Source organism: Streptomyces sp. NPDC054794, assembly GCF_053611585.1.
The window spans coordinates 97,733-121,419 of the sequence record NZ_JBSHAQ010000018.1 but is presented as its reverse complement, the minus strand read 5'-3'; the positions used below and the strand labels follow the sequence as shown (position 1 = coordinate 121,419).

Here is a 23,687-nt window from a genome sequence, read left to right as displayed (position 1 = left end):
ACCGGCGAACGCCGACATCTTCTGCTTCCCCCTCCCCTGCGCAACGACGCGCGCGTATGCCCGCATGCGCCCATATGCGCAGGTCAGAGCCGCTTTCCGCCTGTCCCGAAGGACGTAGAACCATGGCCGCCACCCCGCAGAACCCTGCCGCGCCCGCGCCCCGCCGCAAGGTGAGCCGTCACCGCGGCGAGGGTCAGTGGGCCGCGGGTCACTTCACCCCGCTCAACGGCAACGAACAGTTCAAGAAGGACGACGACGGTCTCAATGTGCGGACACGCATTGAGACGATCTACTCCAAGCGCGGCTTCGACTCGATCGACCCGAACGATCTGCGCGGGCGTATGCGCTGGTGGGGGCTCTACACCCAGCGCCGGCCCGGGATCGACGGCGGCAAGACGGCGATCCTGGAGCCGGAGGAGCTGGACGACGAGTACTTCATGCTGCGGGTGCGGATCGACGGCGGACGGCTGACCACCCAGCAGCTGCGCGTCATCGGCGAGGTGTCGCAGGAGTTCGCGCGCGACACCGCCGACATCACCGACCGGCAGAACGTGCAGTACCACTGGATCCGCATCGAGGACGTGCCCACCATCTGGGAACGCCTCGAAGCCGTCGGGCTGTCCACCACCGAGGCCTGCGGTGACACGCCCCGCGTGATCCTCGGTTCGCCGGTCGCGGGTATCGCCGCCGACGAGATCATCGACGGCACGCCGGCCATCGACGAGATCCACCGCCGGATCATCGGCAACAAGGACTTCTCCAACCTGCCGCGCAAGTTCAAGTCCGCGGTCTCCGGCTCGCCGCTGCTCGACGTGGCGCACGAGATCAACGACGTGGCGTTCGTCGGCGTCGTCCACCCCGAGCACGGGCCCGGCTTCGACCTGTGGGTCGGCGGCGGTCTGTCCACCAACCCCAAGATCGGTGTCCGGCTGGGCGCCTGGGTGCCGCTGGACGAGGTCCCGGACGTCTACGAGGGCGTCATCTCGATCTTCCGGGACTACGGCTACCGGCGGCTGCGCACCCGCGCCCGCCTGAAGTTCCTGGTCGCCGACTGGGGCGCGGAGAAGTTCCGGCAGGTCCTGGAGGACGAGTACCTCCAGCGCAAGCTGGTGGACGGACCGGCGCCCGCGCAGCCCGTGGAGCGCTGGCGCGACCACGTCGGCGTGCACCGGCAGCAGGACGGGCGGTTCTACGTCGGCTTCGCGCCGCGCGTCGGACGGGTCGACGGCACGACGCTCGCCAAGATCGCCGACCTCGCCGAGGCGCACGGCTCCGGCCGGGTGAGCACCACCGTCGAGCAGAAGATGATCGTGCTGGACGTGGCGGAGGACCAGGTCGACTCCCTGGTCGAGGGGTTGCAGGCGCTGGACCTCACGGTGCACCCGTCCCCGTTCCGGCGCGGCACGATGGCCTGCACCGGCATCGAGTACTGCAAGCTCGCCATCGTCGAGACGAAGGCGCGCGGCATCTCGCTGATCGACGAGCTGGAGCGCCGTATCCCGGACTTCGACGAGCCGATCACCATCAACCTCAACGGCTGCCCGAACGCCTGTGCCCGTATCCAGGTGGCGGACATCGGTCTCAAGGGGCAGCTGGTCCTCGACGACCAGGGCCGGCAGGTCGAGGGTTTCCAGGTGCACCTGGGCGGCGCTCTCGGCCTGGAGGCCGGGTTCGGCCGCAAGGTCCGCGGCCTGAAGGTGACGTCGGAGGAGCTGCCCGACTACGTCGAGCGCGTGCTCAAGCGGTTCCAGAAGGAGCGCGAGACCGGCGAACGGTTCGCCACCTGGGTCACACGGGCTTCAGAGGAGGCGTTGTCGTGAGTGAGCGGGCCGCTCCCTTCTACTGCCCCTATTGCGGTGACGAGGACCTGCGACCGAGTGAACAGGGCCACGGCGCCTGGGAATGCGCGGCGTGCAACCGGGCCTTCCAGCTGAAGTTCCTCGGCCTGCTGGCCCGGGGTCTTGAGCGAGCCGACGACGGAGGGGACGAGCGGATATGACCACGGCTCAGCAACAGCGTACGGACGACGAGTTGAAGGCGCTCGCCGAGCGGGCGGGACGCGAGCTGGAGGACGCCTCCGCGCTGGAGATCCTGCAGTGGGCGGCCGACACGTTCGGCCGGAGCTTCTGCGTGACCTCCTCCATGGAGGACGCGGTGGTCGCCCACCTGGCCTCCCGGGCGATGAAGGGCGTGGACGTCGTCTTCCTCGACACCGGCTACCACTTCCCGGAGACCATCGGCACCCGTGACGCGGTCGAGGCGGTGATGGACGTCAACGTCATCACGCTCACCCCGCGGCAGTCGGTGGCCGAGCAGGACGCGGAGTACGGCCCGAAGCTGCACGACCGCGACCCGGACCTGTGCTGCAAGCTGCGCAAGGTCCAGCCGCTGGAGGAGGGCCTGAAGGACTACCGGGCCTGGGCGACCGGTCTGCGCCGCGACGAGTCCCCGACCCGGGCCCACACACCCGTCGTCGGCTGGGACGAGAAGCGCCGGAAGGTCAAGATCTCGCCGATCGCCCGCTGGACCCAGGACGACGTGGACAGGTACGTGGCCGAGCACGGCGTCCTGACCAATCCGCTGCTGATGGACGGCTACGCCTCCGTCGGCTGCGCCCCCTGCACCCGCCGCGTCCTGGCGGGCGAGGACGCGCGCGCCGGCCGCTGGGCCGGACGCGCCAAGACCGAGTGCGGGCTGCACGGCTGACGATGACCGACACACAGGAGAACGACGTGACGACCGGAGCCACCGTCTGGCTCACGGGTCTGCCGAGCGCCGGCAAGACCACCATCGCGTACGAGCTGGCCGGCCGGCTGCGCACGGAGGGCCACCTCGTCGAGGTGCTCGACGGCGACGAGATCCGCGAGTTCATCTCGGCGGGCCTCGGCTTCAGCCGGGAGGACCGGCACACCAACGTGCAGCGCATCGGCTTCCTCGCCGAACTGCTGGCCCGCAACGGCGTCAAGGCCCTGGTACCGGTCATCGCGCCCTACGCGGACAGCCGCGAGGCGGTCCGCAAGCGCCACGAGGAGGGCGGCACGGCGTACCTGGAGGTACACGTGGCGACCCCGGTCGAGGTGTGCTCCGAGCGCGACGTGAAGGGTCTGTACGCCAAGCAGGCCGCGGGTGAGCTCACGGGCCTCACCGGGGTCGACGACCCGTACGAGGCACCCGAGACGCCCGACCTGCGGATCGAGTCGCAGAACCAGACGGTGCGGGAGTCCGCGGCGTCGGTGCACGCCCTGCTCAGCGAAAGGGGACTGGCATGACCGCCGCCGTGAAACTCGAAGGGGGCACGGACAGCCCGTACGCCCTCAGCCACCTGGACGCGCTGGAGTCCGAGGCGGTGCACATCTTCCGCGAGGTGGCGGGTGAGTTCGAGCGGCCGGTGATCCTGTTCTCCGGCGGCAAGGACTCCATCGTCATGCTGCACCTCGCGCTGAAGGCCTTCGCCCCGGCGACCGTGCCGTTCTCGCTGCTGCACGTGGACACCGGCCACAACTTCCCCGAGGTGCTGGAGTACCGGGACCGCACGGTGGAGACGTACGGGCTGCGCCTGCACGTGGCCTCCGTGCAGGACTACATCGACCGGGGTGTGCTCAAGGAGCGTGCCGACGGAACCCGCAACCCGCTACAGACGCTTCCGCTCACCGAGAAGATCCAGAGCGAGAAGTTCGACGCCGTCTTCGGCGGCGGGCGCCGGGACGAGGAGAAGGCGCGGGCGAAGGAGCGGGTGTTCTCCCTGCGCGACGAGTTCTCCCAGTGGGATCCGCGTCGGCAGCGCCCCGAGCTGTGGAACCTCTACAACGGGCGGCACGCGCCCGGCGAGCACGTCCGCGTCTTCCCGCTGTCCAACTGGACCGAGCTGGACGTCTGGCAGTACATCGACCGCGAGGGCATCGAGCTGCCGCAGATCTACTTCGCGCACGAGCGCGAGGTGTTCCGGCGCGCCGGCATGTGGCTGACCGCCGGCGAGTGGGGCGGCCCGAAGGACGACGAGACCGTCGAGAAGCGCCAGGTGCGCTACCGCACCGTCGGCGACATGTCCTGCACCGGCGCCGTGGACTCGGACGCGGTGACGCTGGACCAGGTCATCGCCGAGATCGCCGCGTCCCGGCTGACCGAGCGCGGCGCCACCCGCGCCGACGACAAGCTCTCCGAGGCCGCGATGGAAGACCGCAAGCGCGAGGGGTACTTCTAACCATGAGCACCACCACGACCGAGGAACTCTCGGCCACCACCCTGCTGCGGTTCGCCACCGCGGGCTCCGTCGACGACGGCAAGTCCACCCTCGTCGGCCGGCTGCTGCACGACTCCAAGTCGGTCCTCGCCGACCAGCTGGAGGCCGTGGAGCGGGCCTCGGCGAGCCGCGGCCAGGACGGCCCCGACCTGGCGCTCCTCACGGACGGCCTGCGCGCCGAGCGCGAGCAGGGCATCACCATCGACGTGGCCTACCGCTACTTCGCCACGCCCCGGCGCCGGTTCATCCTCGCCGACACCCCGGGCCACGTGCAGTACACCCGCAACATGGTCACCGGCGCCTCCACCGCCGAGCTCACCGTGGTCCTCGTCGACGCCCGCAACGGCGTCGTCGAGCAGACCCGGCGGCACGCGGCCATCGCCGCCCTGCTGCGCGTCCCGCACGTGGTCCTCGCCGTCAACAAGATGGACCTGGTCGGCTACGAGGAGTCCGTGTTCGCCGCCATCGCCGAGGAGTTCACGGCGTACGCGACCGAGCTGGGCGTCCCGGAGGTCACCGCGATCCCGATCTCGGCGCTCGCCGGTGACAACGTCGTGGAACCCTCGGCCGTCATGGACTGGTACGGCGGCCCGACGGTGCTGGAGCACCTGGAGACCGTCCCGGTCAGCCACGACCTCGCGCACTGCCACGCCCGGCTTCCCGTGCAGTACGTGATCCGGCCGCAGACCGCCGAGCACCCGGACTACCGGGGCTACGCGGGCCAGATCGCCGCCGGAACGTTCCGCGTCGGCGAGCGGGTGACGATCCTGCCGTCCGGCCGGACGACGACGATCGCCGGTATCGACCTGCTGGGCGAGCCGGTCGACGTGGCCTGGACGACGCAGTCGGTGACCGTCCTGCTGGCGGACGACATCGACGTCTCGCGCGGCGACCTGATCGTGCCCGCCAAGGACGCCCCGCCCACCACCCAGGACGTCGAGGCCACGGTCTGCCACGTCGCCGACCAGCCGCTCACCGTCGGCCACCGGGTGCTGCTCAAGCACGGCACCCGCACGGTCAAGGCGATCGTCAAGGACATCCCGTCCCGGCTCACGCTCGACGACCTGTCCCTGCACCCGCACCCGGGACAGCTCGTCGCCAACGACATCGGCCGGGTGAAGATCCGTACGGCCGAACCGCTGCCGGTGGACTCCTACGCGGACTCGCGCCGCACGGGTTCCTTCATCCTGATCGACCCGAGCGACGGCACCACGCTCACGGCGGGCATGGTCGGCGAGTCGTTCGCCGCCCCCGAGCCGGTCAAGGACGAGACCGAAGACGACGGTTGGGACTTCTGACCATGAAGGCGACGGATTTCTTCTCGTCGTTCGCGAAGGAGGGCGGCCGTGTCGGCAGCGGCGCCCTCGGCAGCGGGCAGGGCGGAGTCGCGCGATGTGTGCGGTGACGTACGCGCACTGCCCGCGCGCCCTCGCCCCCCACCGCAAGCGAAGACCCGCCGATCTCCCGGCCACGACCTGACGGACCGTGACCGCCGGGCCAACGAGAGGAACCCCTCCCGTGCCTGCCTCCCGCTCATCGCTCCACCGCCGCGGCCTGGCCGTGGTCGCCGCCCTCCCCCTGCTGGCGCTCGCCGCCTGCGGCTACGGGTCGAAGGCCGACGACAACGCCGCCGACGCGCAGGTCGCCGCCGGCGCCAAGAAGATCGACGGCCTCGACTCCGTCAAGATCGGCTACTTCGGCAACCTCACCCACGCCACCGCCCTGGTCGGCAAGCAGAAGGGCTTCTTCCAGAAGGAGCTCGGCGCCACCCGGGCCGCGTACCAGATCTTCAACGCGGGACCCTCGGAGATCGAGGCCCTCAACTCGGGCTCCATCGACATCGGCTGGATCGGTCCCTCCCCGGCGATCAACGGTTACACCAAGTCGGACGGCAAGAACCTGCGCATCGTCGGCGGTTCGGCCTCCGGCGGTGTGAAGCTCGTGGTCGACCCGAAGAAGATCAAGTCCCTGAAGGACGTCAAGGGCAAGCGGATCGCGACCCCGCAGCTGGGCAACACCCAGGACGTGGCGTTCCTGAACTGGGTCGCGGAGCAGGGCTGGAAGGTCGACGCGCAGAGCGGCCGGGGCGATGTGTCGGTGGTCCGCACCGACAACAAGGTGACCCCGGACGCCTACAAGTCCGGTTCGATCGACGGCGCCTGGGTGCCGGAGCCGACCGCGTCCAAGCTGGTCGCCGAGGGTGCCAAGGTGCTCCTCGACGAGTCGGCGCTGTGGCCGGACAAGAAGTTCGTGATCACGAACATCGTCGTGTCGCAGAAGTTCCTCAACGAGCACCCGCGGGCCCTCGAGGCGGTCCTGAAGGCCTCGGTCGAGACCAACAAGTGGATCAACGCCAACCCGGACCTGGCGAAGGCCGCGGCCAACAAGCAGCTGGGGATCGACTCCGGCAAGGAGCTGCCGGCCGACGTCCTGGACCCGGCGTGGCAGTCCATCCAGATCACCGACGACCCGCTGGCCGCCACCCTCGACACCGAGGCTGAGCACGCTGTGAAGGCGGGTCTCCTCGAGAACCCGAAGCTGGCCGGCATCTACGACCTCGCCCCGCTGAACAAGGTCCTCGTGGCCGCGGGTCAGCGCTCCGTCAACGACGCCGGTCTCGGCGTCAAGTAAGTCCGGATCCGAGATTCCCAGGAGGTGACGATCATGGCAACCGCCCTCGCCAAGGCCGATGACGTCGAGGTGGTCGAGTACGCCGCCCGCATCGAGCACGTCTCGAAGTCCTTCGCCGGGCCCGTCGGGCAGCAACTCGTCCTCGACGACATCACGCTGGATGTCGCGCCCGGCGAGTTCGTCACCCTCCTGGGGGCCTCGGGCTGCGGCAAGTCGACCCTGCTGAACCTGGTGGCGGGGCTGGACCAGCCCTCCGCCGGCAGCATCGCGACCCATGGGCGCCCGGCCCTGATGTTCCAGGAGCACGCCCTGTTCCCGTGGCTGACCGCGGGCAAGAACATCGAACTCGCCCTGAAACTGGGGGGAGTTCCGAAGAACGAGCGGCGCGGCCGGGCCGAGGAACTGCTCGAACTCGTACGGCTGGGGGGCTCGTACGGCAAGCGGGTGCACGAGCTGTCCGGCGGTATGCGCCAGCGCGTGGCGCTGGCCCGGGCGCTGGCGCAGGACAGCCGGCTGCTGCTGATGGACGAGCCGTTCGCGGCGCTGGACGCGATCACCCGTGACCTGCTGCACGACGAACTGACCCGGATCTGGGCGGAGACGGGGCTGTCCGTCCTGTTCGTCACGCACAACGTGCGCGAGGCGGTGCGGCTCGCGCAGCGGGTGGTGCTGCTGTCGTCCCGTCCGGGCCGGGTGGCCCGTGAGTGGCGGGTGGACATCCCGCAGCCGCGGCGTATCGAGGACGCGCCGGTCGCCGAACTGTCCCTTGAGATCACCGATGTACTGCGTGGGGAGATCCGCCGTCATGGCCAGCACTGAGACGAAGACCGCCACCGACGCGGGAAGCGTCGAGGCCGGCCTGGACGCGCTGGAGACCGCCGTCACCGGCCGGACTCCGTTCCGGCAGACCTTCACCAGCAAGATCCTGCCGCCGCTCGTCGCCACCGCGGTGGCGCTGGTCGTGTGGCAGGCGCTGATCTCGTTCAAGATCGTCGACGATCCGACGAAGCTGCCGTCGCCCGCCGACGTGGGCAACGAGTTCAAGCACGCCTGGCTGGAAGGCAAGCTGCTCGGCTACATCTGGACGAGTGTCTCGCGCGGTCTGCTGGGCTTCGCCTTCGCACTGGCGATCGGCACCCCGCTCGGTCTGCTGGTGGCCCGGGTGAAGTTCGTGCGCGCGGCCATCGGCCCGGTGCTGTCCGGACTGCAGTCGCTGCCGTCCGTGGCCTGGGTGCCCCCGGCGGTGATCTGGCTGGGCCTGAACAACTCGATGATGTACGCGGTGATCCTGCTCGGCGCGGTCCCCTCCATCGCCAACGGCCTGGTCTCCGGCATCGACCAGGTGCCGCCGCTGTTCCTGCGGGCCGGCCGCACGATGGGCGCGACGGGCCTGAAGGGCGCCTGGCACATAGTCCTGCCGGCCGCGCTGCCGGGCTACCTCGCCGGTCTCAAGCAGGGCTGGGCGTTCTCCTGGCGCTCGCTGATGGCGGCGGAGATCATCGCCTCCTCCCCCGACCTGGGCATCGGCCTGGGCGCGCTGCTGGAGAACGGCCGCAACGCCAGCTCCATGGCCATGGTGTTCGAGGCGATCTTCCTGATCCTGTTCGTCGGCATCGCCATCGACCTGCTGATCTTCAGCCCGCTGGAGCGGTGGGTGCTGCGCAGCCGCGGCCTGCTGGTGAAGAGCTGATACCCATGTCCCCCAAGCCGGTCCTTCTGGTCATCGCCCACGGCAGCCGCGACCCGCGGCACGCCGCGACCGTGCACGCCCTGGTGCGGCGGGTGCGGTCGCTGCGGCCGGGGCTGCGCGTGGAGACCGGCTTCCTGGACTTCAACGTCCCGTCCGTGCACGGGGTGCTGGAGTCCCTGGCGGCACAGGGCGTACGCGACGTCGTGGCCCTTCCCCTCCTGCTGACCCGCGCCTTCCACGCGAAGGCGGACATCCCCGCGGTGCTGCGGGACGCGCCACCGCGGCTGCGGATCCGGCAGGCGGAGGTGCTCGGCCCCTCCCCGCTGCTGCTGTCGGCGCTGGAGCGGCGGTTGTACGAGGCGGGGCTGACACCCGCCGACAAGTCCTCGACCGGGGTCGTTCTGGCCTCGGCGGGGTCCAGTGACCCGGAGGCGATCGCAGTGATCGCAGAAATCGCGCGGGAGTGGCGGCACACCGGTTGGTGCGCCGTGCGACCTGCGTTCGCCTCCGCTGCATTTCCCGCGGGGGTCCCCCGCACCGAGGACGCCGTACGGGAGCTGCGCGCCCTCGGCTGCGAGCGCGTCGCCGTCGCCCCGTACGTCCTGGCCCCCGGCTTCCTGCCGGACCGCATCGCGCGGGGCGCGGCCGAGGCGGACGTCCTGGCCGACGTGCTCGGCCCGGCGCCGGAGGTGGCACGGCTGCTGCTGGAGCGGTACGACGCGGCGCGCGCCCCGATGCTTGCCGCCGTGGGCGCCTGACGACCGTGGGCGCCTGACGGCTGCGGGTGTCTAACGCCACAACTCGTCGCCCAGCCGGGTCCGTGCGTACCGGACGATCCTGCCGCTGCGGGTGCGGCCGAGGAGCCCCGCGTCGCAGAGGACGGCCAGGTGCTGGCTGACCGCGCCGGCGGTGACGCCCAGGCGGAGGGCGAGTTCCGTGGTGGACGCCGGTTCCGCGAGCAGCAGGAGCAGGCGGGCGCGGGGGCGGCCCAGGAGCCGGATCAGGGCGCGGTCGGTGACCGGCGGCGGTTCCTCGGAGAGGATGGCCCGGCCGCGTGCCGGATAGATGAGCACCGGGGGCAGCGAGTGGTCCAGCACCGTCTGCGCGCCCTTGGCGAAGATCGTCGGCATCAGCACCAGGCCGCGCCCCCGATGCGGATGTCACCCGAAGGCCAGGGGGCGGTGTCCGGCGGGCGGGTCAGCGACAGGTGCTCGTCGCTCCACACGAGCCGCGGATCGAGCCCGGAGAACAACGCCCCCGCGCCCTGTTCCGCCAGCACCCTTGCCTGGTGGGCGAGATCGGCCTCCAGGATGGTCTGCACCCGCGGCCACCAGTCGGCGGCGAGACAGGTGCGCCAGTAGGCGTCGACCGCGTCCGCGAGCCGGACGAGGAAGGCCGCGGGGTCGGCGAGGCCGCGCGCGACGACGGGCGGCAGGGCGTCCTCGGTGCGGTAGGTGGCCCGGAAGTCGGCGACGACCACGTCCACCGGAGTGACGCGGACCTGGTCCAGTTCGTCGGCGAAGGCGGGGCGGGGCGGGCCCGGCGCTGGTCACGGTGACCGCGATCCAGCACGGCAGGCTGGGCTGGGCGCTGCTGGGCGTGATGTTCGCGGCGGCCGGTCTCGCGGTGCGTCCCGCCGTGCGCTGGGCACGACGGGACGGTGACTGGCGGGGCGAGCCCGCCTGACGGGGCGTTGGGCCGTCCGCGGTCCGGCGCTCCCCTGTGACGTCGGTCCGCGGACGACCGGTCGGCACACGGCTACCGGCTCGCACGAGCCGGTATGCCGCATCCCGCTTTTGATACTGCGTCGCCGGCGCCGAACGTGTCACACCAGGGGAGTTTTCCGTCGCGGTCGAGCCGAATTGGCCAACAGACCGCCGCTACGGGGCAGTTGCTCGGGTCGTCGCGGTGACCGTGGCCGCGGGTCCGGGGCCGGCCGCCGTCACCGCCGCGACGGTCACGGTGTAGGACGTGCCGGGCCGCAGCCCGCCGATCACCCGGAACATGCCCTTGGCGGAGGGCTGGGTGACCAGGACGTCCCGGCCGGTGACGCCGATCGGATCCCGGCCGTCGGAGACCGTCACCCGGTAGCCGACGACCTTCGCGTCGCCCGTGGCGGTCGGCGGGGTCCAGGCGAGGGTCGCCGCGGTTGCCGCCGTACGCAGCTTGGGACTTGTCGGCGCTCCGGGCAGCGTGCTCGCGGCCGTCGGTGCCAGCGATGCCGAGGCGAGGGACGGGGCGCTGCTGCCGTGGGCGTTGGCCGCGGTGACCGTCACCCTGAACGGCCCGCCGGACGAGGGCAGTCCACCGATCCGCACCAGCGCAGTGCGCCTGAACTCCACTGCCGAGACGGCCTGTTCGGCGACCTGGACCCCCGACGTGTCGTAGGCCCGCGCCGTGTACCCGGTCACCGGTGAACCCCCGTGAACGAAGCTGGGGTTGAAGGTGACGTACAGGGCGTCCGCGCCCGCGGTGGTCGTCCCGACCCGGGACGGCGGTTCGGGGACGGACGGCGCCGCCACGGTGCGCTCCAGCAGGGCGCGGTAGGGCTGCTCCAGTCCGGCGTTGCCCAGGATCTCCGGTGGGACGTCGGAGGGGGACGCCATGATCCGGTTGCCCTTGGTGACGAGGCCCTTGTTGTCGCCGTCGGCCGTGCCCTCCTCCCACCAGTTGTCCTGCACGAGGGTCGGGTCGTTGTTGCCGAGGCCGTCGCGGTAGTCGGTGTGGCGGGAGGCGACGTTGGCGTAGGAGGCGTGGTGGAGCACGTTGCCCCGGACCGTCTCGTAGGTGCAGCCGTTGTCGGTGTAGACGCTCTTGCCGAGGCCCCACTGGTCGTGGACGACGTTGCCGGTGACCTTCTCGCCGTCGGCCATCGAGGTGCCGGTCAGTCCCTGGGTGTAGATGCCGCCGCCGTCGTCGAGCATCTGCATGTAGTCGAAGATCAGGTTGTCGCGTACGGCGTTGTCATGGCTCGGGTTGGGGGTGGCCGGGTCGCCGATCTTGTCGGGCCAGCCGCCCCAGCCCAGGGAGATCGCGGAGTAGCCGACGTGGTCGATCTGGTTGTGGGCGATGGTGTCGTCGTGGGTGTAGCCGTTGAGGACGGCGACTCCGCCGTGGTACTCGCGGGGCAGGCCGTAGAGGTGATTGTTCGTCACTGCCACGCCGGACGCCGGGGTTTGCCCGTCCACACCGCCGATCTCCAGACCGTTGCCGGAGATGTCGGTGAAGATGCTGCCGGTGACGGCCGCGTCCTCGCTGCCCGTCCCCAACTCAAGTCCGGAAGCGCCGAGATGGGCGAAGACGTCGTCGGCGAACTCGATGCGCTGCCCGTGCGTGACGGACACGTTGCCCGGCATCTTCGTCCAGGACGCGAAGGGGCAGGTGCCGCCCTCGACGTACCGGCACAGCCCCTGGGTGGCCCATCCCTTGTCGCCGGTGATGGTGTAGCCGGCCTGGATCTCCGAGAAGCCCTCCGGGGCGGAGGGGGTCAGCCAGGTCGCGTAGCTGAACCGGAGCCCGCGCAGGGCGATGTCGTGGACGGGGGCGTCGGCGGTGCCCCGCCCGTCGAGCAGTTTCTCGGCGGCCGCCGCCTCGACGTCGGCGCGGGCGAGGTCCTCGCCCTTGCGGGGCAGGTAGTAAACGGTGCGGGACCCCGTGTCGAGGTACCACTCGCCGGGCTGGTCGAGGAGTTCGTAGGCGTTCTCGACGTACGACGGCTTGCCGCCGTTGGTGAGGTGCCCCGGGCCGACCATGCTGACGGTGCGGCCGGGGATGTCGGGGAACTCGACCCGCTTGTTGGAGTTGTCCCAGCAGGGCTGGGCCATCGTGATGGTGGTGCCCTCGGCGGAGCCGACCGGGCAGCGGGGCTCGGTCCACTGGCCGAGGCCGCCCCGCTCGACGTTCCACAGGGCCTCGCCGCTGGTGTAGACGAACTCGGCGTCGGCCGGACGCTTCCAGTGGGCGAGGGTGTCGGAGGACGCGGTGTAGCCGGTGGCGGTCTGGGTGAGGGTGACCGGCACGGCCCCGCGGGCCCGCTGGGCGCGCACTCCGTCGACGTACAACTGCCGTGTGGCGCTCAGCCCTTGGGGTGCGCGCGCGGACCACAGACCCGGCCGTCCCGGTACCGGGTGCCAGCCGGTGACCCGGCGGCCGCCGCTGATGACGGTGTCGCCGGTGCCCTGCCAGATCACCCGGTGGCCGTTCGTGCCGGAGTCCCGGGCGTCGAGGACGAGCGGCTCGGTGCGGCGGTAGGTGCCGGGCGCCAGGTGGACCGTGAGGTCGGCGCTCAGGTTCCCGGCCCTGGCGCGGACCAGGTCGCGGGCGCGCTCCAGGGTGCGGACGGGATGTCGGAGGGTGCCGTCGGCGTGGTCGTCGCCGGCGGGTGAGACGTGGACGTCCGAGGAGGCGACCCGCGGCGGGGCGGCGAGGGCCGAGGGCCCGGCCACCACCCCGAGGACGAGGCCGGCGGAGGCGAGGGTGACGAGGGCGGCTCTTCGGTGCGTGGGCATGTACCCCTCCCGTGGGATCAGCCTGTACCCAACGCCCGGAAAGGTAGGAGCACTTGGACGCGCCAGTCAATGAAAGAGACCGGAAATGACGCGGATCCCCCGACTGGCCGAGAAGTCATCCGATCAGTCGGAGCGGAGCGCTCCCGTGCCCAGCCGGGGATCCCGGCCGCTCGCCGCCAGCGCCCGGTCGAAGACGGACGCGTCCTCGGGCACGGGCACCGGGTCGGCGAAGCCGTCGTACTGCCGGTAGAGGGCGCCGTGGGTTTCGACCACGTCGTGGACGAGGCGGGCGGCCCCCTCCGAGACGCGGTACTCCTGGCCGGTGGCGGTGGCGACGTCCCAGCCGTGCACCGCCATCTCCTTGATGATCATCGAGGCGAGTTCGGCGGCCGGCATCTTCGCCATGCCGAGATCGACCTCGCCCTCCCACACCGCCGGGTCCGCCCAGAGGGCGACGGCACGGTCCAACTGGGCGGCGTAGACCTCGGCCCAGTCCGCGTCCGCCGTGAAGTCGCGGGCGGTCAGCTCCTCGGGGAGCTGGGTGCGCCGGGCGCGGTGTTCCAGGCCGTAGGAGGTGTAGAGGACCCAGTGGTTGACGAGGGCGCGCACGTCCCAGTCGGGGCAGTGGGTGGGGTCGTCCAGCCGTGCCGCCGGGACACCGCGTGCGACACGCGCGGCCTCGGCGGCACATTCGATCATGTACGGGTGCATGTCTTCGTGCGTCATGCGCCCCACGCTAGGCAGGCCGCGCTCAGCCCTCTTGAACAAACGCGACAGCCTCGTCCGCCCGCCGGACGAGCTCGGCGAGGGGCATCGAGCCGGGGGCCCGTCGCTCCCGCGCGAACGCGTTGGCGAGCCGCTGGAGCAGGTCGTTCAGCGGGGTCGGGACGCCGTGCAGGCGCCCCAGCAGGACGATCTCGCCGTTGAGATGGTCGGCCTCGATGGTGCCGGTGCCGCGGCTCAGCGACTGCCAGGAGGAGCCGCCGCCGCGCGGGGCTCCTTCGAGCGGGACGAGGGTGACCTTGTCACCGCGCGCCTCCTGCTGCTCCTCGGCGCTCACGTGGGCGATCCCGGCGGCGTCGAGCACCCGCTCGCCCTCGGCCCGCACCCGGGCGTACAGGGCCCGCGCGGCCTCGTCCTCGACGGGGCCGCTGATCGCCTCGACGGCGTTGCCGAGGTTGCCGAGCAGCTTGGCGTACTGCCAGCGGGCGACGTCGGCCACGACCGGCGCCTCGAAGCGGGCGGCCGCCAGGTCGGCGGCGATCCGCCGGGCGGTGTCGTCGCTGCCGTGCGGGTAGCGGCCGAGGTGCAGGATGCCGGTGAGGGGGGTGCCGGCAGCCGAGACGACCCCGGGTTCGACGAAGGTCGAGGGCAGCCAGACGCAGACGCCGTACACCCGCCGGAAGCGGCGCAGGGCGAGGCGCGGGCTCTCCACCCCGTTCTGCGCGCACACCAGCGGCAGTCGCTCCTGCGCCGTACCGCCGCCCGCGACCGGCACCGGGCCCCAGGTGTCCAGGGCGGCCACGCTGTCCTGCGTCTTCACGGCGAGCACGAGCACGTCGTCGGCGCGCAGTTCGCCGAGCGGGCCGGGCCCGTCCACGACGGGCAGCCGGTACGTCAGCTCGCCCTCCGGCACCCGCAGCCGGAGCCCGCCCTCGTCCAGCGCCGTGTGGTGCTTGCCCCGCGCGACGAGCACGACCTCGCGCCCGGCCTGGGCCAGCCGTCCCCCGACGGTGCCGCCGACCGCGCCTGCCCCGATGATGATGTAGCGCATACCGAGGAGCCTCGCACAGTTGACCTTGTCCCTGGGGCAGAGTCGAGGGTGCGGGCATGGACGACCTCTATCTGCGGCAGACGCCGTACAGCGACCCGGGCGCCCTCGACGTCGCCGGCCTGCCCCGCGATCCGCGTGAACTCACCGCTGTCGTACGCGGTCTGATCCTCCATCGGCTGGAGGGCGAGCGGATCGGGTACGACATCCCCGAGGAGCGGCTGCACCACGACGGCGAGTCCCGGTACGTCGCGGAGATCCTGCGGATCCTGCGCTCCCGCAAGGACGCGCCGCTCACCGAGAAGCGGTCCTACGACGAGCAGTTCGTCGGCACGTGCCGCGACTACGCCCTCCTGCTGTGCTCGCTGCTGCGGGCGACCGGGACCCCGGCCCGCCTCCGGGGCGGCTACGGCACGTACTTCGTCGACGGCTTCCACGACGACCACTGGGTCACCGAGTACCAACAGCCGGGCGGTACTTGGCGGTTGGTCGACCCCCAGGTGTCCGCCGACCTCTACGACGTACCCTTCGACCCGCTGGACGTGCCCCGGGACCGGTTCGTCGTGGCGGGGCAGGCGTGGCGGGCGTGCCGGGCCGGTCAGGCCGATCCGGAGACGTTCGGGGTCTGGGTCGATCCCGGGCTGCGGGGCATGTGGCTCGTGGTCAACTCCGTCGTCCTGGACCTCGCGGCCCTCAACGGCACCGAGCCACTGCCCTGGGACGGCTGGGGGCTCGCGGGGCCGGAGAGCTACGCGTCGCTGACGGAGGACGACTTCGCCCTGATCGACGCCGTTGCCGCGGCCGGTACGACGGAGGAGTACCGGCGCCTGCACGAGGACCCGCGACTCGCCGTACCCCGCGAGATCCTCTCCTGCTCGCCCTTCCTCGGTCCGCGGACGGTCACTCTTCCCTGGCGGTGAGCTCCACCAGCTTCATGACGGTGTTCCAGTTCCGGGTCGTGGCGATCAGCCCCTTGGTGATCCGCGGCCGGGACAGAACCGCCGCCAGCCTGGACTGGCCGAGGCCCGCCGGGACGTACAGGTACAGCGCGCGGTCGCCGAGCCGGAACTCCTCGGGGAGGTGGGCGGCCTGGTCGATCTCCGCGAAGCGCTCGGCGGTGACCGGCGCGGAGAAGTACGTGACGTGGAGCTCCTTGCCCTGCAGTTCGGCCGCCGGGAAGGGGCAGGCGTCGGCCACCGCCGCCAGATAGGCGTGGTCGCGCACGATCACGTCGACGGAGAATCCGAAGTGCTTCTCGATCGCCTCGGTGAGTTCCGCGGCCAGGGACTCCTCGTCGCCGTGGCCGGCCGCGAACACGGCCTGGCCGCTCTGCAGATGGGTGCGTACGGCGCCGTGGCCGAGGCGCTCCATGAGCGCGCGCAGCTCGGCCATCGGGACCTTCTTGCTGCCGCCCACGTTGATTCCGCGCAGCAGCGCCGCGTACATCGTCATCCGGACACCATAGAGCGGCCGTCGTGCCCCGTGGGGGTGGGCACGACGGCCGCCACCCGTCGCCGGGCTGCGCGAAACTCTCGCCGATCGGGCGGCCCGGATCAACCGATACACGCAGCTGTGACTTGTTCAACAAGCTTTCGTAATCACAAAGTGGATCTCTGCCGACGGATCGGACGTCCTACGGGTGCGAGCTCACCCCGTCCCTGATCACCGTCCCCGAGAAGCGCGGATAGATGTAAGGGGCCTTCATCCTCCTCAGCGGTGAGAGACCGGTGCCGGACTTCACCGGGCAGCAGGACGAGACCTTCTTATCCGGCCCATACCTTCGAATCGAACGAAGTACGGAGCGCAACGTGGCGGCAGGGACCGCCACCGCACACGAGGGGGAGAGCCCGTCATGGGGAACGGAGACACGCGGGTCCGGGGCATAGCAGCCCGGGCCGGCGGCTGGAGCGCACGGCACCGGTGGGCGGCGGTCGGCATATGGGTGCTGTTCGTCTTCCTGGCGATGGGACTCGGTTCCGCGGCGGGCCGGGTGGACGTCGACCAGGCCGACCAGCTGCAGGGCGAGACGCACACCGCAGCGAAGATCATCGACGACGCGGGGATCAAGAACCCGGCCGGCGAGTCGGTTCTGGTCCAGTCGAAGGACGGTTCGGTCAAGGCAACGGACGCCGCGTTCAAGGCCGCCGTCACCGACGTCGTGAAGGCGGTCGAGAACACCGGCAAGGTCACGGGCATCACCTCGCCCTACGACGCCGGGACCATCTCGAAGGACGGCCGCAGCGCCCTGGTGCAGTTCGACATCCGCGGTGACGCGGACACCGCGGTCGACCGGATCGAGCCGGTGCTGAAGGCCGTCGCGGGCGTGCAGAAGGCCCACGGGTCGGTGCGGGTCGAGGAGATCGGCTCGGCCAGCATGCAGAAGCAGTACAAGGACGCCTTCGGGGACGACTTCCAGAAGGCGGAACTCTCCGCCGTGCCCGTCGCCCTCGGCATCCTGCTGATCGCCTTCGGCGCCCTGGTGGCCGCGCTGCTGCCGGTCGCGCTGGCGATCACCGCGATCATGGCGACGATGGGCCTGATGGGCATCGTCAGCCACCTGCAGCCGATGAGCGACACCGCCAACTCCGTGATGCTGCTGGTCGGTATGGCCGTCGGCGTCGACTACTGCCTGTTCTACCTGCGCCGCGAGCGCGAGGAGCGGGAGGCCGGGCGCGACGCGGGTGCCGCGCTCAGGATCGCCGCCGCCACCAGTGGCCGCGCGATCATCGTCTCCGGTGTCACCGTCTGCGTCGCGATGGCGGGCATGCTGTTCACCGGGCTCCCCGAGTTCGAGGCGATGGGCCTGGCCTCGCTGATGGTCGTGGCGGTCGCCATGGTCGGTTCCGTGACCGTCCTGCCCGCGCTGCTCTCGCTGCTGGGCGAGCGGGTCGAGAAGGGCCGGATCCCCTTCCTGCGCCGCCGCAAGCGCGCGGGCGGCTCGGAGAGCCGGTTCTGGACCGCCGTCCTCAAGGGTGTGCTCGCCAAGCCCCTGGTCTCGGTCGTCGTCGCGACGGGCGCGCTGCTCGCCGTCACGGCTCCCGCGCTCGGCATGAAGACCTCGCAGCTCACGCTGGACCAGGAGTTCGGCGACTCGCTGCCGATCGTGCAGACGTACGACCGGGTCAACGACGCCTTCCCGGGCGGCTCCGAGCCGGCCCAGGTGGTCGTCAAGGCGAAGGACATCAACGCGCCCGAGGTGCGTCAGGCGCTGGCCGACTTCAAGCAGCGGGCGATCGACTCGGGCGCCTCGCGCGGTCCGATCGACATCAAGCTCCACGACGCGCAGAACGTGGCCCTGGTGTCCGTGCCGCTGGTCGGCGGCTCCGACATGGACAAGGCGGGCCAGAGCCTTCAGAAGCTGCGCGACGAGGTGCGGCCCGCCACGCTCGGCAAGGTCGACGGCGTCCAGGCACCGGTCACCGGACAGGTCGCCGGCAACCACGACTTCAACGACCAGCTGATCGGTTCGGTCGTGCCGGTCTTCGCCTTCGTGGTGGTCTTCGCCTTCCTGCTGATGCTGCTGTCGTTCCGCTCGCTGACCGTCGCGATCACGTCGATCCTGCTGAACCTGCTGTCGGTGGGCGCGGCCTACGGCATCCTCGTCGCGGTCTTCCAGCACGGCTGGGGCGCCTCGCTGGTGGGCGCGGAGGGCGTCGGCGCCATCGTCACCTGGCTGCCGCTGTTCCTCTTCGTGATCCTGTTCGGCCTGTCCATGGACTACCACGTGTTCGTGGTCTCGCGGATCCGTGAGGCGCGGGTGCGCGGCCGCAGCACGAAGGACGCGATCCAGCACGGCGTGGTCACCACGGCCGGCGTCGTCACCAGCGCCGCCGTCATCATGGTCGCGGTGTTCGCGATCTTCGGCACGCTGTCCATGCAGTCCATGAAGCAGATGGGCGTGGGCCTGGCGGCCGCGGTGCTCATCGACGCGACGATCATCCGCGGTGTGCTGCTGCCCGCCGTGATGGCACTGCTCGGCGAGCGCAACTGGTACCTGCCGAAGTGGCTGAACCGCATGCCCGACCTGACCCACGACGAGTCGCCGGAGGCGCACGCCCCGGTCAGGTCCGGCGAGAGTGAGCCGGTGCGGGTCTGATCCGACCGCACTACTCCCTGACACACAGGGCCCGTTGGTTTCCCGGGGGGAACCAACGGGCCCTGTTGTCTTGTGCGTCGACAGCGACGCCGTTACGCGGGCAGTGCCGCCTCGATGAGGTCGGCCGCCCGGCGGGTGCCACCCTCCTCGGCCATTCCGGCCTGGATGTCCCGAAGCCGCCGGGCGACTTCGGGGTCGTCGGCCAGGGCGAGGGCGACAGCGCGCAGGGTGTCGGCGGTGGCCTCCTCGGTGGGGAGTGCCGGGCGACGCCCAGGGCCGGGAGCATGTCGGCGTTGCCGAACTGGTCCACGGCCCGCGGCACGGCGATCATCGGCGTGCCGGTGGCGAGGCCCTCCTGACTGCCGCCCGCACCGGCGTGCGTGACGAACAGGTCGGCCTGCCGGAGGATCGCCAACTACGGTACCCAGGACCGTACTTCGACGTTGTCCGGTACGTCCCCGAGCTCCGCGGGGTCCACGTGCCGGCCGATCCGGAGCACGAGGTGCCAGCCGGGGGTCCCCGAAGGCCCGTACGCACTCCCGGTAGAAGTCGGGCTGCTTGGTGAACGCGGACCCGAGCGACACCAGGACGACCTTCTCGGCGCCGGCCGGCCGCTGCCAGTCGCCCAGCCCGGCGCGGTCGCCCTGGCAGGCGCCGACGAAGGTGTGGACGTTCCGCCAAAGGTGCGGACGTTCCCCCAGAGGGGGGGACCCACCGTCCGCACCGCGCTGCACGCCCAGCACCGGTACGGGTACCGCTTCCTGCCCGAGCTGCAGCCGCTCCTCGACGAGGGCGTCGCCCTGGACCCGGCCGCCGGAACCGGCCCGCTCGCCCGCGCCCTCTTCGACCGAGCGAGCGCCCTGACCGCCGCCCTGCGGTACACCGACGCGGGCGCGGACTTCCGGGAGGCCCGTGCGCTGCGTGCCGCTCGGCGCTGACGGCATCGCCACCTTGTCCCGCCACTCCGGGTGACCGCGCACGGGCCCGCTCGGCGTGCTCGTGGGCGTGCAGGCGCGGTTTCCCGTCAAGGGCCCGCACACACGGTCCGACCTGTGCGAATGCAAGACTGGTCGATGCCGGACACGGCAGGACGGCGCAGGTCGGGACACGGAGGCGGACGATGGACGAGGCACGGGCGCGGAACGTGCTGGCCTCTGCGGACGTGCTGCCGGGCCCGGCAGCGGACGCGCGGCTCCTCGCCCTCGGCGAGAACGCGGTGTTCGCCGCCGGTGACCTGGTGGTCAAGGTGGGCCGCGACGCCGAACTCCTGGACCGGGCCCGGCGCGAGCTGGAGATCGCCGGATGGCTGGCCGAGGCGGGCGTGCCGGCGGTACGGGCGGCCGAGCCCGTACCACTGCTGGTGGAGGAGCACCCGGTGACCGTCTGGCACCGGCTCCCCGAGCCCGTACGGCCCGCCGAGCCACGGGATCTGGCCGAACTGCTCCGGCTCGTGCACGCGCTTCCCGCCCCCTCCTTCGACCTACCGCCCCGCGAGCTGCTGGGCGGGGTGGAGCGCTGGCTGCGGCTCGCGGGCGACGCGATCGACCCGGCGGACGCCGCCTACCTGCGCGAGCGCCGGGACGGCTTCGCGGCGGCCGCGGCCGCGCTGACGCCCCGGCTGCCGCCGGGCCCGATCCACGGCGACGCGCTGCCCCGCAATGTGCACATCGGCCCCGACGGGCCGGTCCTGGTCGACCTGGAGACCTTCTCCGCCGACCTGCGCGAGCACGACCTGGTGGTCATGGCCCTCTCCAGGGACCGCTACGGCCTGCCCGCCGAGGCCTACGACTCCTTCACCGAGGCCTACGGCTGGGACGTGCGCGCCTGGGAGGGCTGCTCGGTGCTGCGCGGAGCCCGCGAGACGGCCAGCTGCGCCTGGGTCGCCCAGCACGCCCCGGCCGACCCCAAGACGCTGGAGGAGTTCCGGCGCCGGGTGGCATCCCTGCGGGACGGGGACGAGACGGTGCGGTGGTATCCGTTCTGAGCCGCTCCTGAGCCACGCGCCCCTCAGGCGGTCGCCTCGCCCTGGATGGTGCGTGCCGCTCGCCCCAGTTCCGCCAGGACCGTGCGGACCGCCTTTCTCGCCGTGCGCTCGGGGCGGCACAGGACGTCGATGTGCCGGGTGGCCCGGACGCCGCTGAGCGGCCGCAGGACCAGCGCCGGATGTCGGCGCACGGTGAAGCGCGGCATCAGCGCGATCCCGCCCCCGGCGGCGACGACCTCGGCGACCACCGCGAACTCGTTGATGCGATGGGCCAGATGGAGCCGTCGGCCGGCCGCCGCGGCGATGGCCTCGATGGTGGCCAGGACCGGGAACCCGTCGTGCACGGTGATCCACGGCTGGTCGGCGACGTCGCGCGGCGTCACCCGTCGCTTGGCGGCGAGCGGATGCCCGGCCGGCATCGCCACGTCGAGCGGCTCGCGCAGCAGGGTGGTCGCGGTCACCGTGCGCGGCCAGGGCGGGGCGTGGTCCAGGCGGTGGGCGAGGACGAGGTCGTACACGCGGGTCAGCCTCGGGAAGTCCTCCTGCGGCACGTCCTCGTCGGCGAGCGCCACCCCCGGCGCGTCCGGCCCGGCGAGTCCGCGAAGCAGCAACGGGAAGAGGGCCGCGCCCGCGCTGTGGAACGCCGCCACCGACACCTCGCCGTCCGGCCTGCCGACGAACTCCTCGACCGCGTGCCGGGCCCGGGCCAGCGCCGACTCCACCCCGACGGCCGCGTCCGCCAGCGCCTGCCCGGCGTCGGTGAGCACCAGGCGCCGCCCGTGCCGTTCGGTCAGCGGCACGGCGATCGCGCGCTGGAGCAGCCGCAGCTGCTGCGAGATCGCCGAGGGGGTCACCAGCAGTGCCTCGGCCACCGCGGTGACGCTGCCCAGCTCGCCCAGCTCCCGCAGGATCCTCAACTGCCGTTCGTCCACGCCGTCAGTCTAGGACGACCATGTAGCCTCCCTAAAAGATCGTTTAAGAAAGTGGTCCTGGGCTTCAGATACTCCGTCGGCGCACCGTGGGCGGGTGACCGACGCCCGCCGTACCGACGCGGTACTTCTCCTGGTCGCGCTCGTCTGGGGTTCCAGCTATCTGTCCGCCCAGACAGCCGCGGCCGCCCTGCCCGTCCTCCTCGTCCTGTTCGCGCGCTACGCCCTCGCCGCGCTCCCCTGTCTCGCTCTCGTCGCCGCCCGGGGCGGGCCGCGGTGGACCCGCGACGAGGTCCGGGCCGGGCTGCCGCTCGGCCTCACCCAGGCCGCGGTCCTGGTCGTGGAGACCTACGGCGTCGCCCACACCACGGCCGCCAACGCGGGCCTGATCATCAGCCTCACCATCGTGCTCACCCCGCTCCTCGACCGCGCCGGCCGCCGCGGCGGTCCGCCGCCCGTCTTCTTCGCCGCGGCCGGCGTGTGTGTCCTGGCGGTCGGTCTGCTGATGTGGGGCAACGGCTTCCGGGCGCCGCGCCTCGGGGACCTGCTGATGCTCGCCGCGGCCTGCGTCCGGGCGGTCCACGTGGCCCTCGTCGGCCGACTCACCGCGGGCCGGTCGATCCGCCCCCTGCATCTGACGGCGATCCAGACCCTGGTCGGCACGGCACTGTTCCTCGCCCCCGCCGCCCGCGACCTTCCGGCACTGGCCCACGCGGATGCGGCGACCTGGACGCAGCTGGTCTATCTCGCCCTTTTCTGCAGCGTGTTCGCGTTCCTCGTCCAAACCTGGGCGGTGCAGCGCACCTCCGCGAGCCGGGCCAGTCTGCTGCTCGGCACCGAGCCGGTCTGGGCGGCGGCGGTGGGCATCGTCCTCGGCGGCGAACGCCTCACCCCGCTCACCGCCCTGGGCGCGGCCCTGATGGTCACCGGCACGTACTGGGGCCAGGCCGTGGAACGCACCCACCGGACGGCCGGAGCCGTCGAGGCCGCCGGGTCCGTCGAAGCCGTCGGCAACCCCGCGTCGGTGTGACCGCCCGGCTCAGACCTTCTCGTCCGCCAGGTTCACCGGCTCACGCAGCGGCCACACGCCGTCCACCACCGCGTCCGCGTCCCCCTTGCCGCGCAGGAACTTCTGGAAGTCCGCCGCCCACTCGGCGTACCACCCGATCTGACGGCGGTGCAGCTCCGCCGGGCCGAGGGCCGCGATCTTGGGGTGGCGGTCGGCTATCGCGCGGGCCAGGCGGGCCGCGGCGAGGGCGTCGGCCGCGGCGTCGTGGGCGGAGTCGAGCGCGACGCCGTACTCCGCGCAGACCGCTTCGAGGTTGCGCTTGCCGCGGCGGTAGCGGTCGACCCGGCGGTCGATCGTGTACGGGTCGACGACCGGTGCCGGGTCGATGCCGCCGAGGCGGTCGGACAGCGACGGCAGGCCGTACCGCCGCAGTTCGGCGGAGAGCAGGGTGAGGTCGAAGGCGGCGTTGTAGGCGACGACGGGCACGCCCGTCTTCCAGTAGCCCGCGAGGACGTCCGCGATGGCGTCCGCGACCTGGTCGGCCGGGCGGCCCTCGGCCGCCGCGCGCTCGTTGCTGATGCCGTGCACCGCCACCGCGTCGGCCGGGATCTCCACGCCCGGGTCGGCGAGCCACTCCCGCCGTCCCACGGGCTGCCCGGCCCGGATCTCGATCACGGCCCCCGTGACGATGCGTGCCTCGCGCGGATCGGTCCCGGTCGTCTCCAGGTCGAAGCCGGCGAGCAGCTCCTGGTGCCAGCCCATGGGCGGCCCCCCTTCTTGGTGGTGCTTTCCCCCAGTGATCTCCACCATCGCATGCGCCACTGACAAT

Annotated in this window: 24 protein-coding genes and 1 pseudogene; 16 read left to right on the top strand and 9 right to left on the bottom strand. The window is 71.8% G+C overall.

All coding sequences use genetic code 11. The annotated features are described in order from the left end of the window. Positions 1-122 precede the first annotated feature (122 nt). The 10 genes from ACWGKT_RS20830 to ACWGKT_RS20785 all read left to right on the top strand — a co-directional run bounded on the left by ACWGKT_RS20830 (position 123) and on the right by ACWGKT_RS20785 (position 9,319). Positions 123-1,820 carry a nitrite/sulfite reductase gene (locus ACWGKT_RS20830; RefSeq protein ID WP_356152676.1) on the top strand — a complete coding sequence of 566 codons (1,698 nt, stop codon included), beginning with the start codon at positions 123-125 and terminating at the stop codon, positions 1,818-1,820. After that, entirely contained in the window at positions 1,817-1,999 is a 183-nt protein-coding gene (locus ACWGKT_RS20825) for a hypothetical protein (RefSeq protein WP_235458291.1), read from the top strand. The genes ACWGKT_RS20830 and ACWGKT_RS20825 overlap by 4 nt, the downstream gene beginning before the upstream one ends. Next, complete coding sequence (locus tag ACWGKT_RS20820; protein ID WP_356152674.1) at positions 1,996-2,706, top strand: phosphoadenylyl-sulfate reductase; 711 nt, start codon at positions 1,996-1,998, stop codon at positions 2,704-2,706. The genes ACWGKT_RS20825 and ACWGKT_RS20820 overlap by 4 nt, the downstream gene beginning before the upstream one ends. A 2-nt stretch (positions 2,707-2,708) precedes the next feature. Next, positions 2,709-3,269 (top strand): adenylyl-sulfate kinase, encoded by a 561-nt coding sequence (gene cysC / locus ACWGKT_RS20815; protein ID WP_356152673.1) that lies wholly within the window; start codon positions 2,709-2,711, stop codon positions 3,267-3,269. After that, on the top strand, positions 3,266-4,201 hold the full coding sequence (gene cysD, locus ACWGKT_RS20810) for a sulfate adenylyltransferase subunit CysD (RefSeq protein WP_453274852.1): 936 nt from the start codon (positions 3,266-3,268) through the stop codon (positions 4,199-4,201). The genes cysC and cysD overlap by 4 nt, the downstream gene beginning before the upstream one ends. Positions 4,202-4,203: 2 nt before the next feature. Beyond that, positions 4,204-5,538 (top strand): sulfate adenylyltransferase subunit 1, encoded by a 1,335-nt coding sequence (locus tag ACWGKT_RS20805; protein WP_453274851.1) that lies wholly within the window; start codon positions 4,204-4,206, stop codon positions 5,536-5,538. Between the two features lie 220 nt (positions 5,539-5,758). Beyond that, entirely contained in the window at positions 5,759-6,871 is a 1,113-nt protein-coding gene (locus ACWGKT_RS20800) for an aliphatic sulfonate ABC transporter substrate-binding protein (protein ID WP_453274850.1), read from the top strand. Positions 6,872-6,904: 33 nt separating this feature from the next. Further along, entirely contained in the window at positions 6,905-7,690 is a 786-nt protein-coding gene (locus ACWGKT_RS20795; RefSeq protein WP_356156894.1) for an ABC transporter ATP-binding protein, read from the top strand. Then, on the top strand, positions 7,677-8,561 hold the full coding sequence (locus ACWGKT_RS20790) for an ABC transporter permease (protein ID WP_453274849.1): 885 nt from the start codon (positions 7,677-7,679) through the stop codon (positions 8,559-8,561). Before ACWGKT_RS20795 ends, ACWGKT_RS20790 begins: the two co-directional genes overlap by 14 nt. Positions 8,562-8,566: 5 nt before the next feature. Further along, positions 8,567-9,319, top strand: coding sequence for a sirohydrochlorin chelatase (locus ACWGKT_RS20785; protein ID WP_235458298.1), 753 nt, complete (start codon positions 8,567-8,569; stop codon positions 9,317-9,319). 30 nt (positions 9,320-9,349) lie between these two features. Here the strand turns inward: ACWGKT_RS20785 and ACWGKT_RS20780 are convergent, their stop codons facing one another. After that, positions 9,350-9,691, bottom strand: coding sequence for an ArsR/SmtB family transcription factor (locus ACWGKT_RS20780; RefSeq protein WP_453274848.1), 342 nt, complete (start codon positions 9,689-9,691; stop codon positions 9,350-9,352). After that, a complete protein-coding gene (locus ACWGKT_RS20775; RefSeq protein WP_453274847.1) occupies positions 9,691-10,047 on the bottom strand; it encodes a hypothetical protein in 357 nt (118 codons plus the stop codon). The genes ACWGKT_RS20780 and ACWGKT_RS20775 overlap by 1 nt, the downstream gene beginning before the upstream one ends. A gap of 68 nt (positions 10,048-10,115) precedes the next feature. Here ACWGKT_RS20775 and ACWGKT_RS20770 point away from each other — a divergent pair, with 68 nt between their 5' ends. Continuing rightward, entirely contained in the window at positions 10,116-10,247 is a 132-nt protein-coding gene (locus tag ACWGKT_RS20770; protein WP_356156902.1) for a hypothetical protein, read from the top strand. Positions 10,248-10,441: 194 nt separating this feature from the next. Here ACWGKT_RS20770 and ACWGKT_RS20765 read toward each other — a convergent pair whose 3' ends face one another. From ACWGKT_RS20765 to ACWGKT_RS20755, 3 genes are all read right to left on the bottom strand, one after another. Continuing rightward, positions 10,442-13,069 carry a right-handed parallel beta-helix repeat-containing protein gene (locus ACWGKT_RS20765; protein WP_453274846.1) on the bottom strand — a complete coding sequence of 876 codons (2,628 nt, stop codon included), beginning with the start codon at positions 13,067-13,069 and terminating at the stop codon, positions 10,442-10,444. A gap of 123 nt (positions 13,070-13,192) precedes the next feature. Continuing rightward, positions 13,193-13,795, bottom strand: coding sequence for a TIGR03086 family metal-binding protein (locus tag ACWGKT_RS20760; protein WP_453274845.1), 603 nt, complete (start codon positions 13,793-13,795; stop codon positions 13,193-13,195). Between the two features lie 25 nt (positions 13,796-13,820). After that, on the bottom strand, positions 13,821-14,843 hold the full coding sequence (locus tag ACWGKT_RS20755) for a ketopantoate reductase family protein (protein ID WP_453274844.1): 1,023 nt from the start codon (positions 14,841-14,843) through the stop codon (positions 13,821-13,823). 56 nt (positions 14,844-14,899) lie between these two features. Here ACWGKT_RS20755 and ACWGKT_RS20750 point away from each other — a divergent pair, with 56 nt between their 5' ends. Next, positions 14,900-15,760, top strand: a complete 861-nt coding sequence (locus ACWGKT_RS20750) for a transglutaminase domain-containing protein (protein WP_453274843.1) — start codon at positions 14,900-14,902, stop codon at positions 15,758-15,760. On the opposite strand, the gene ACWGKT_RS20745 is transcribed toward ACWGKT_RS20750, so the two are convergent. Beyond that, positions 15,741-16,292, bottom strand: coding sequence for a DUF1697 domain-containing protein (locus ACWGKT_RS20745; RefSeq protein WP_453274842.1), 552 nt, complete (start codon positions 16,290-16,292; stop codon positions 15,741-15,743). The genes ACWGKT_RS20750 and ACWGKT_RS20745 overlap by 20 nt on opposite strands. A gap of 400 nt (positions 16,293-16,692) precedes the next feature. On the opposite strand from ACWGKT_RS20745, the gene ACWGKT_RS20740 reads away from it, so the two are divergent. Next, positions 16,693-18,936 carry an MMPL family transporter gene (locus tag ACWGKT_RS20740; protein WP_453274841.1) on the top strand — a complete coding sequence of 748 codons (2,244 nt, stop codon included), beginning with the start codon at positions 16,693-16,695 and terminating at the stop codon, positions 18,934-18,936. Positions 18,937-19,028: 92 nt separating this feature from the next. On the opposite strand, the pseudogene ACWGKT_RS20735 reads toward ACWGKT_RS20740, so the two are convergent. After that, positions 19,029-19,604, bottom strand: a pseudogene (locus ACWGKT_RS20735) (macrolide family glycosyltransferase); the annotation flags it as partial. Between ACWGKT_RS20735 and ACWGKT_RS20730 the strand changes: the two are divergent. Beyond that, positions 19,602-19,874: a hypothetical protein gene (locus ACWGKT_RS20730; RefSeq protein WP_453274894.1), complete on the top strand. Its 273-nt coding sequence runs from the start codon at positions 19,602-19,604 to the stop codon at positions 19,872-19,874. The pseudogene ACWGKT_RS20735 and the gene ACWGKT_RS20730 sit on opposite strands and share 3 nt — an antisense overlap. Positions 19,875-20,056: 182 nt before the next feature. Then, entirely contained in the window at positions 20,057-20,920 is an 864-nt protein-coding gene (locus ACWGKT_RS20725; RefSeq protein WP_453274840.1) for a phosphotransferase enzyme family protein, read from the top strand. A gap of 23 nt (positions 20,921-20,943) precedes the next feature. Here ACWGKT_RS20725 and ACWGKT_RS20720 read toward each other — a convergent pair whose 3' ends face one another. Further along, positions 20,944-21,852, bottom strand: a complete 909-nt coding sequence (locus ACWGKT_RS20720; RefSeq protein WP_453274839.1) for a LysR family transcriptional regulator — start codon at positions 21,850-21,852, stop codon at positions 20,944-20,946. A 94-nt stretch (positions 21,853-21,946) separates the two neighbouring features. On the opposite strand from ACWGKT_RS20720, the gene ACWGKT_RS20715 reads away from it, so the two are divergent. Then, positions 21,947-22,879 carry a DMT family transporter gene (locus ACWGKT_RS20715; RefSeq protein WP_453274838.1) on the top strand — a complete coding sequence of 311 codons (933 nt, stop codon included), beginning with the start codon at positions 21,947-21,949 and terminating at the stop codon, positions 22,877-22,879. Positions 22,880-22,888: 9 nt separating this feature from the next. On the opposite strand, the gene ACWGKT_RS20710 is transcribed toward ACWGKT_RS20715, so the two are convergent. After that, positions 22,889-23,620: a 3'-5' exonuclease gene (locus ACWGKT_RS20710; RefSeq protein ID WP_356156925.1), complete on the bottom strand. Its 732-nt coding sequence runs from the start codon at positions 23,618-23,620 to the stop codon at positions 22,889-22,891. Positions 23,621-23,687 lie beyond the last annotated feature (67 nt).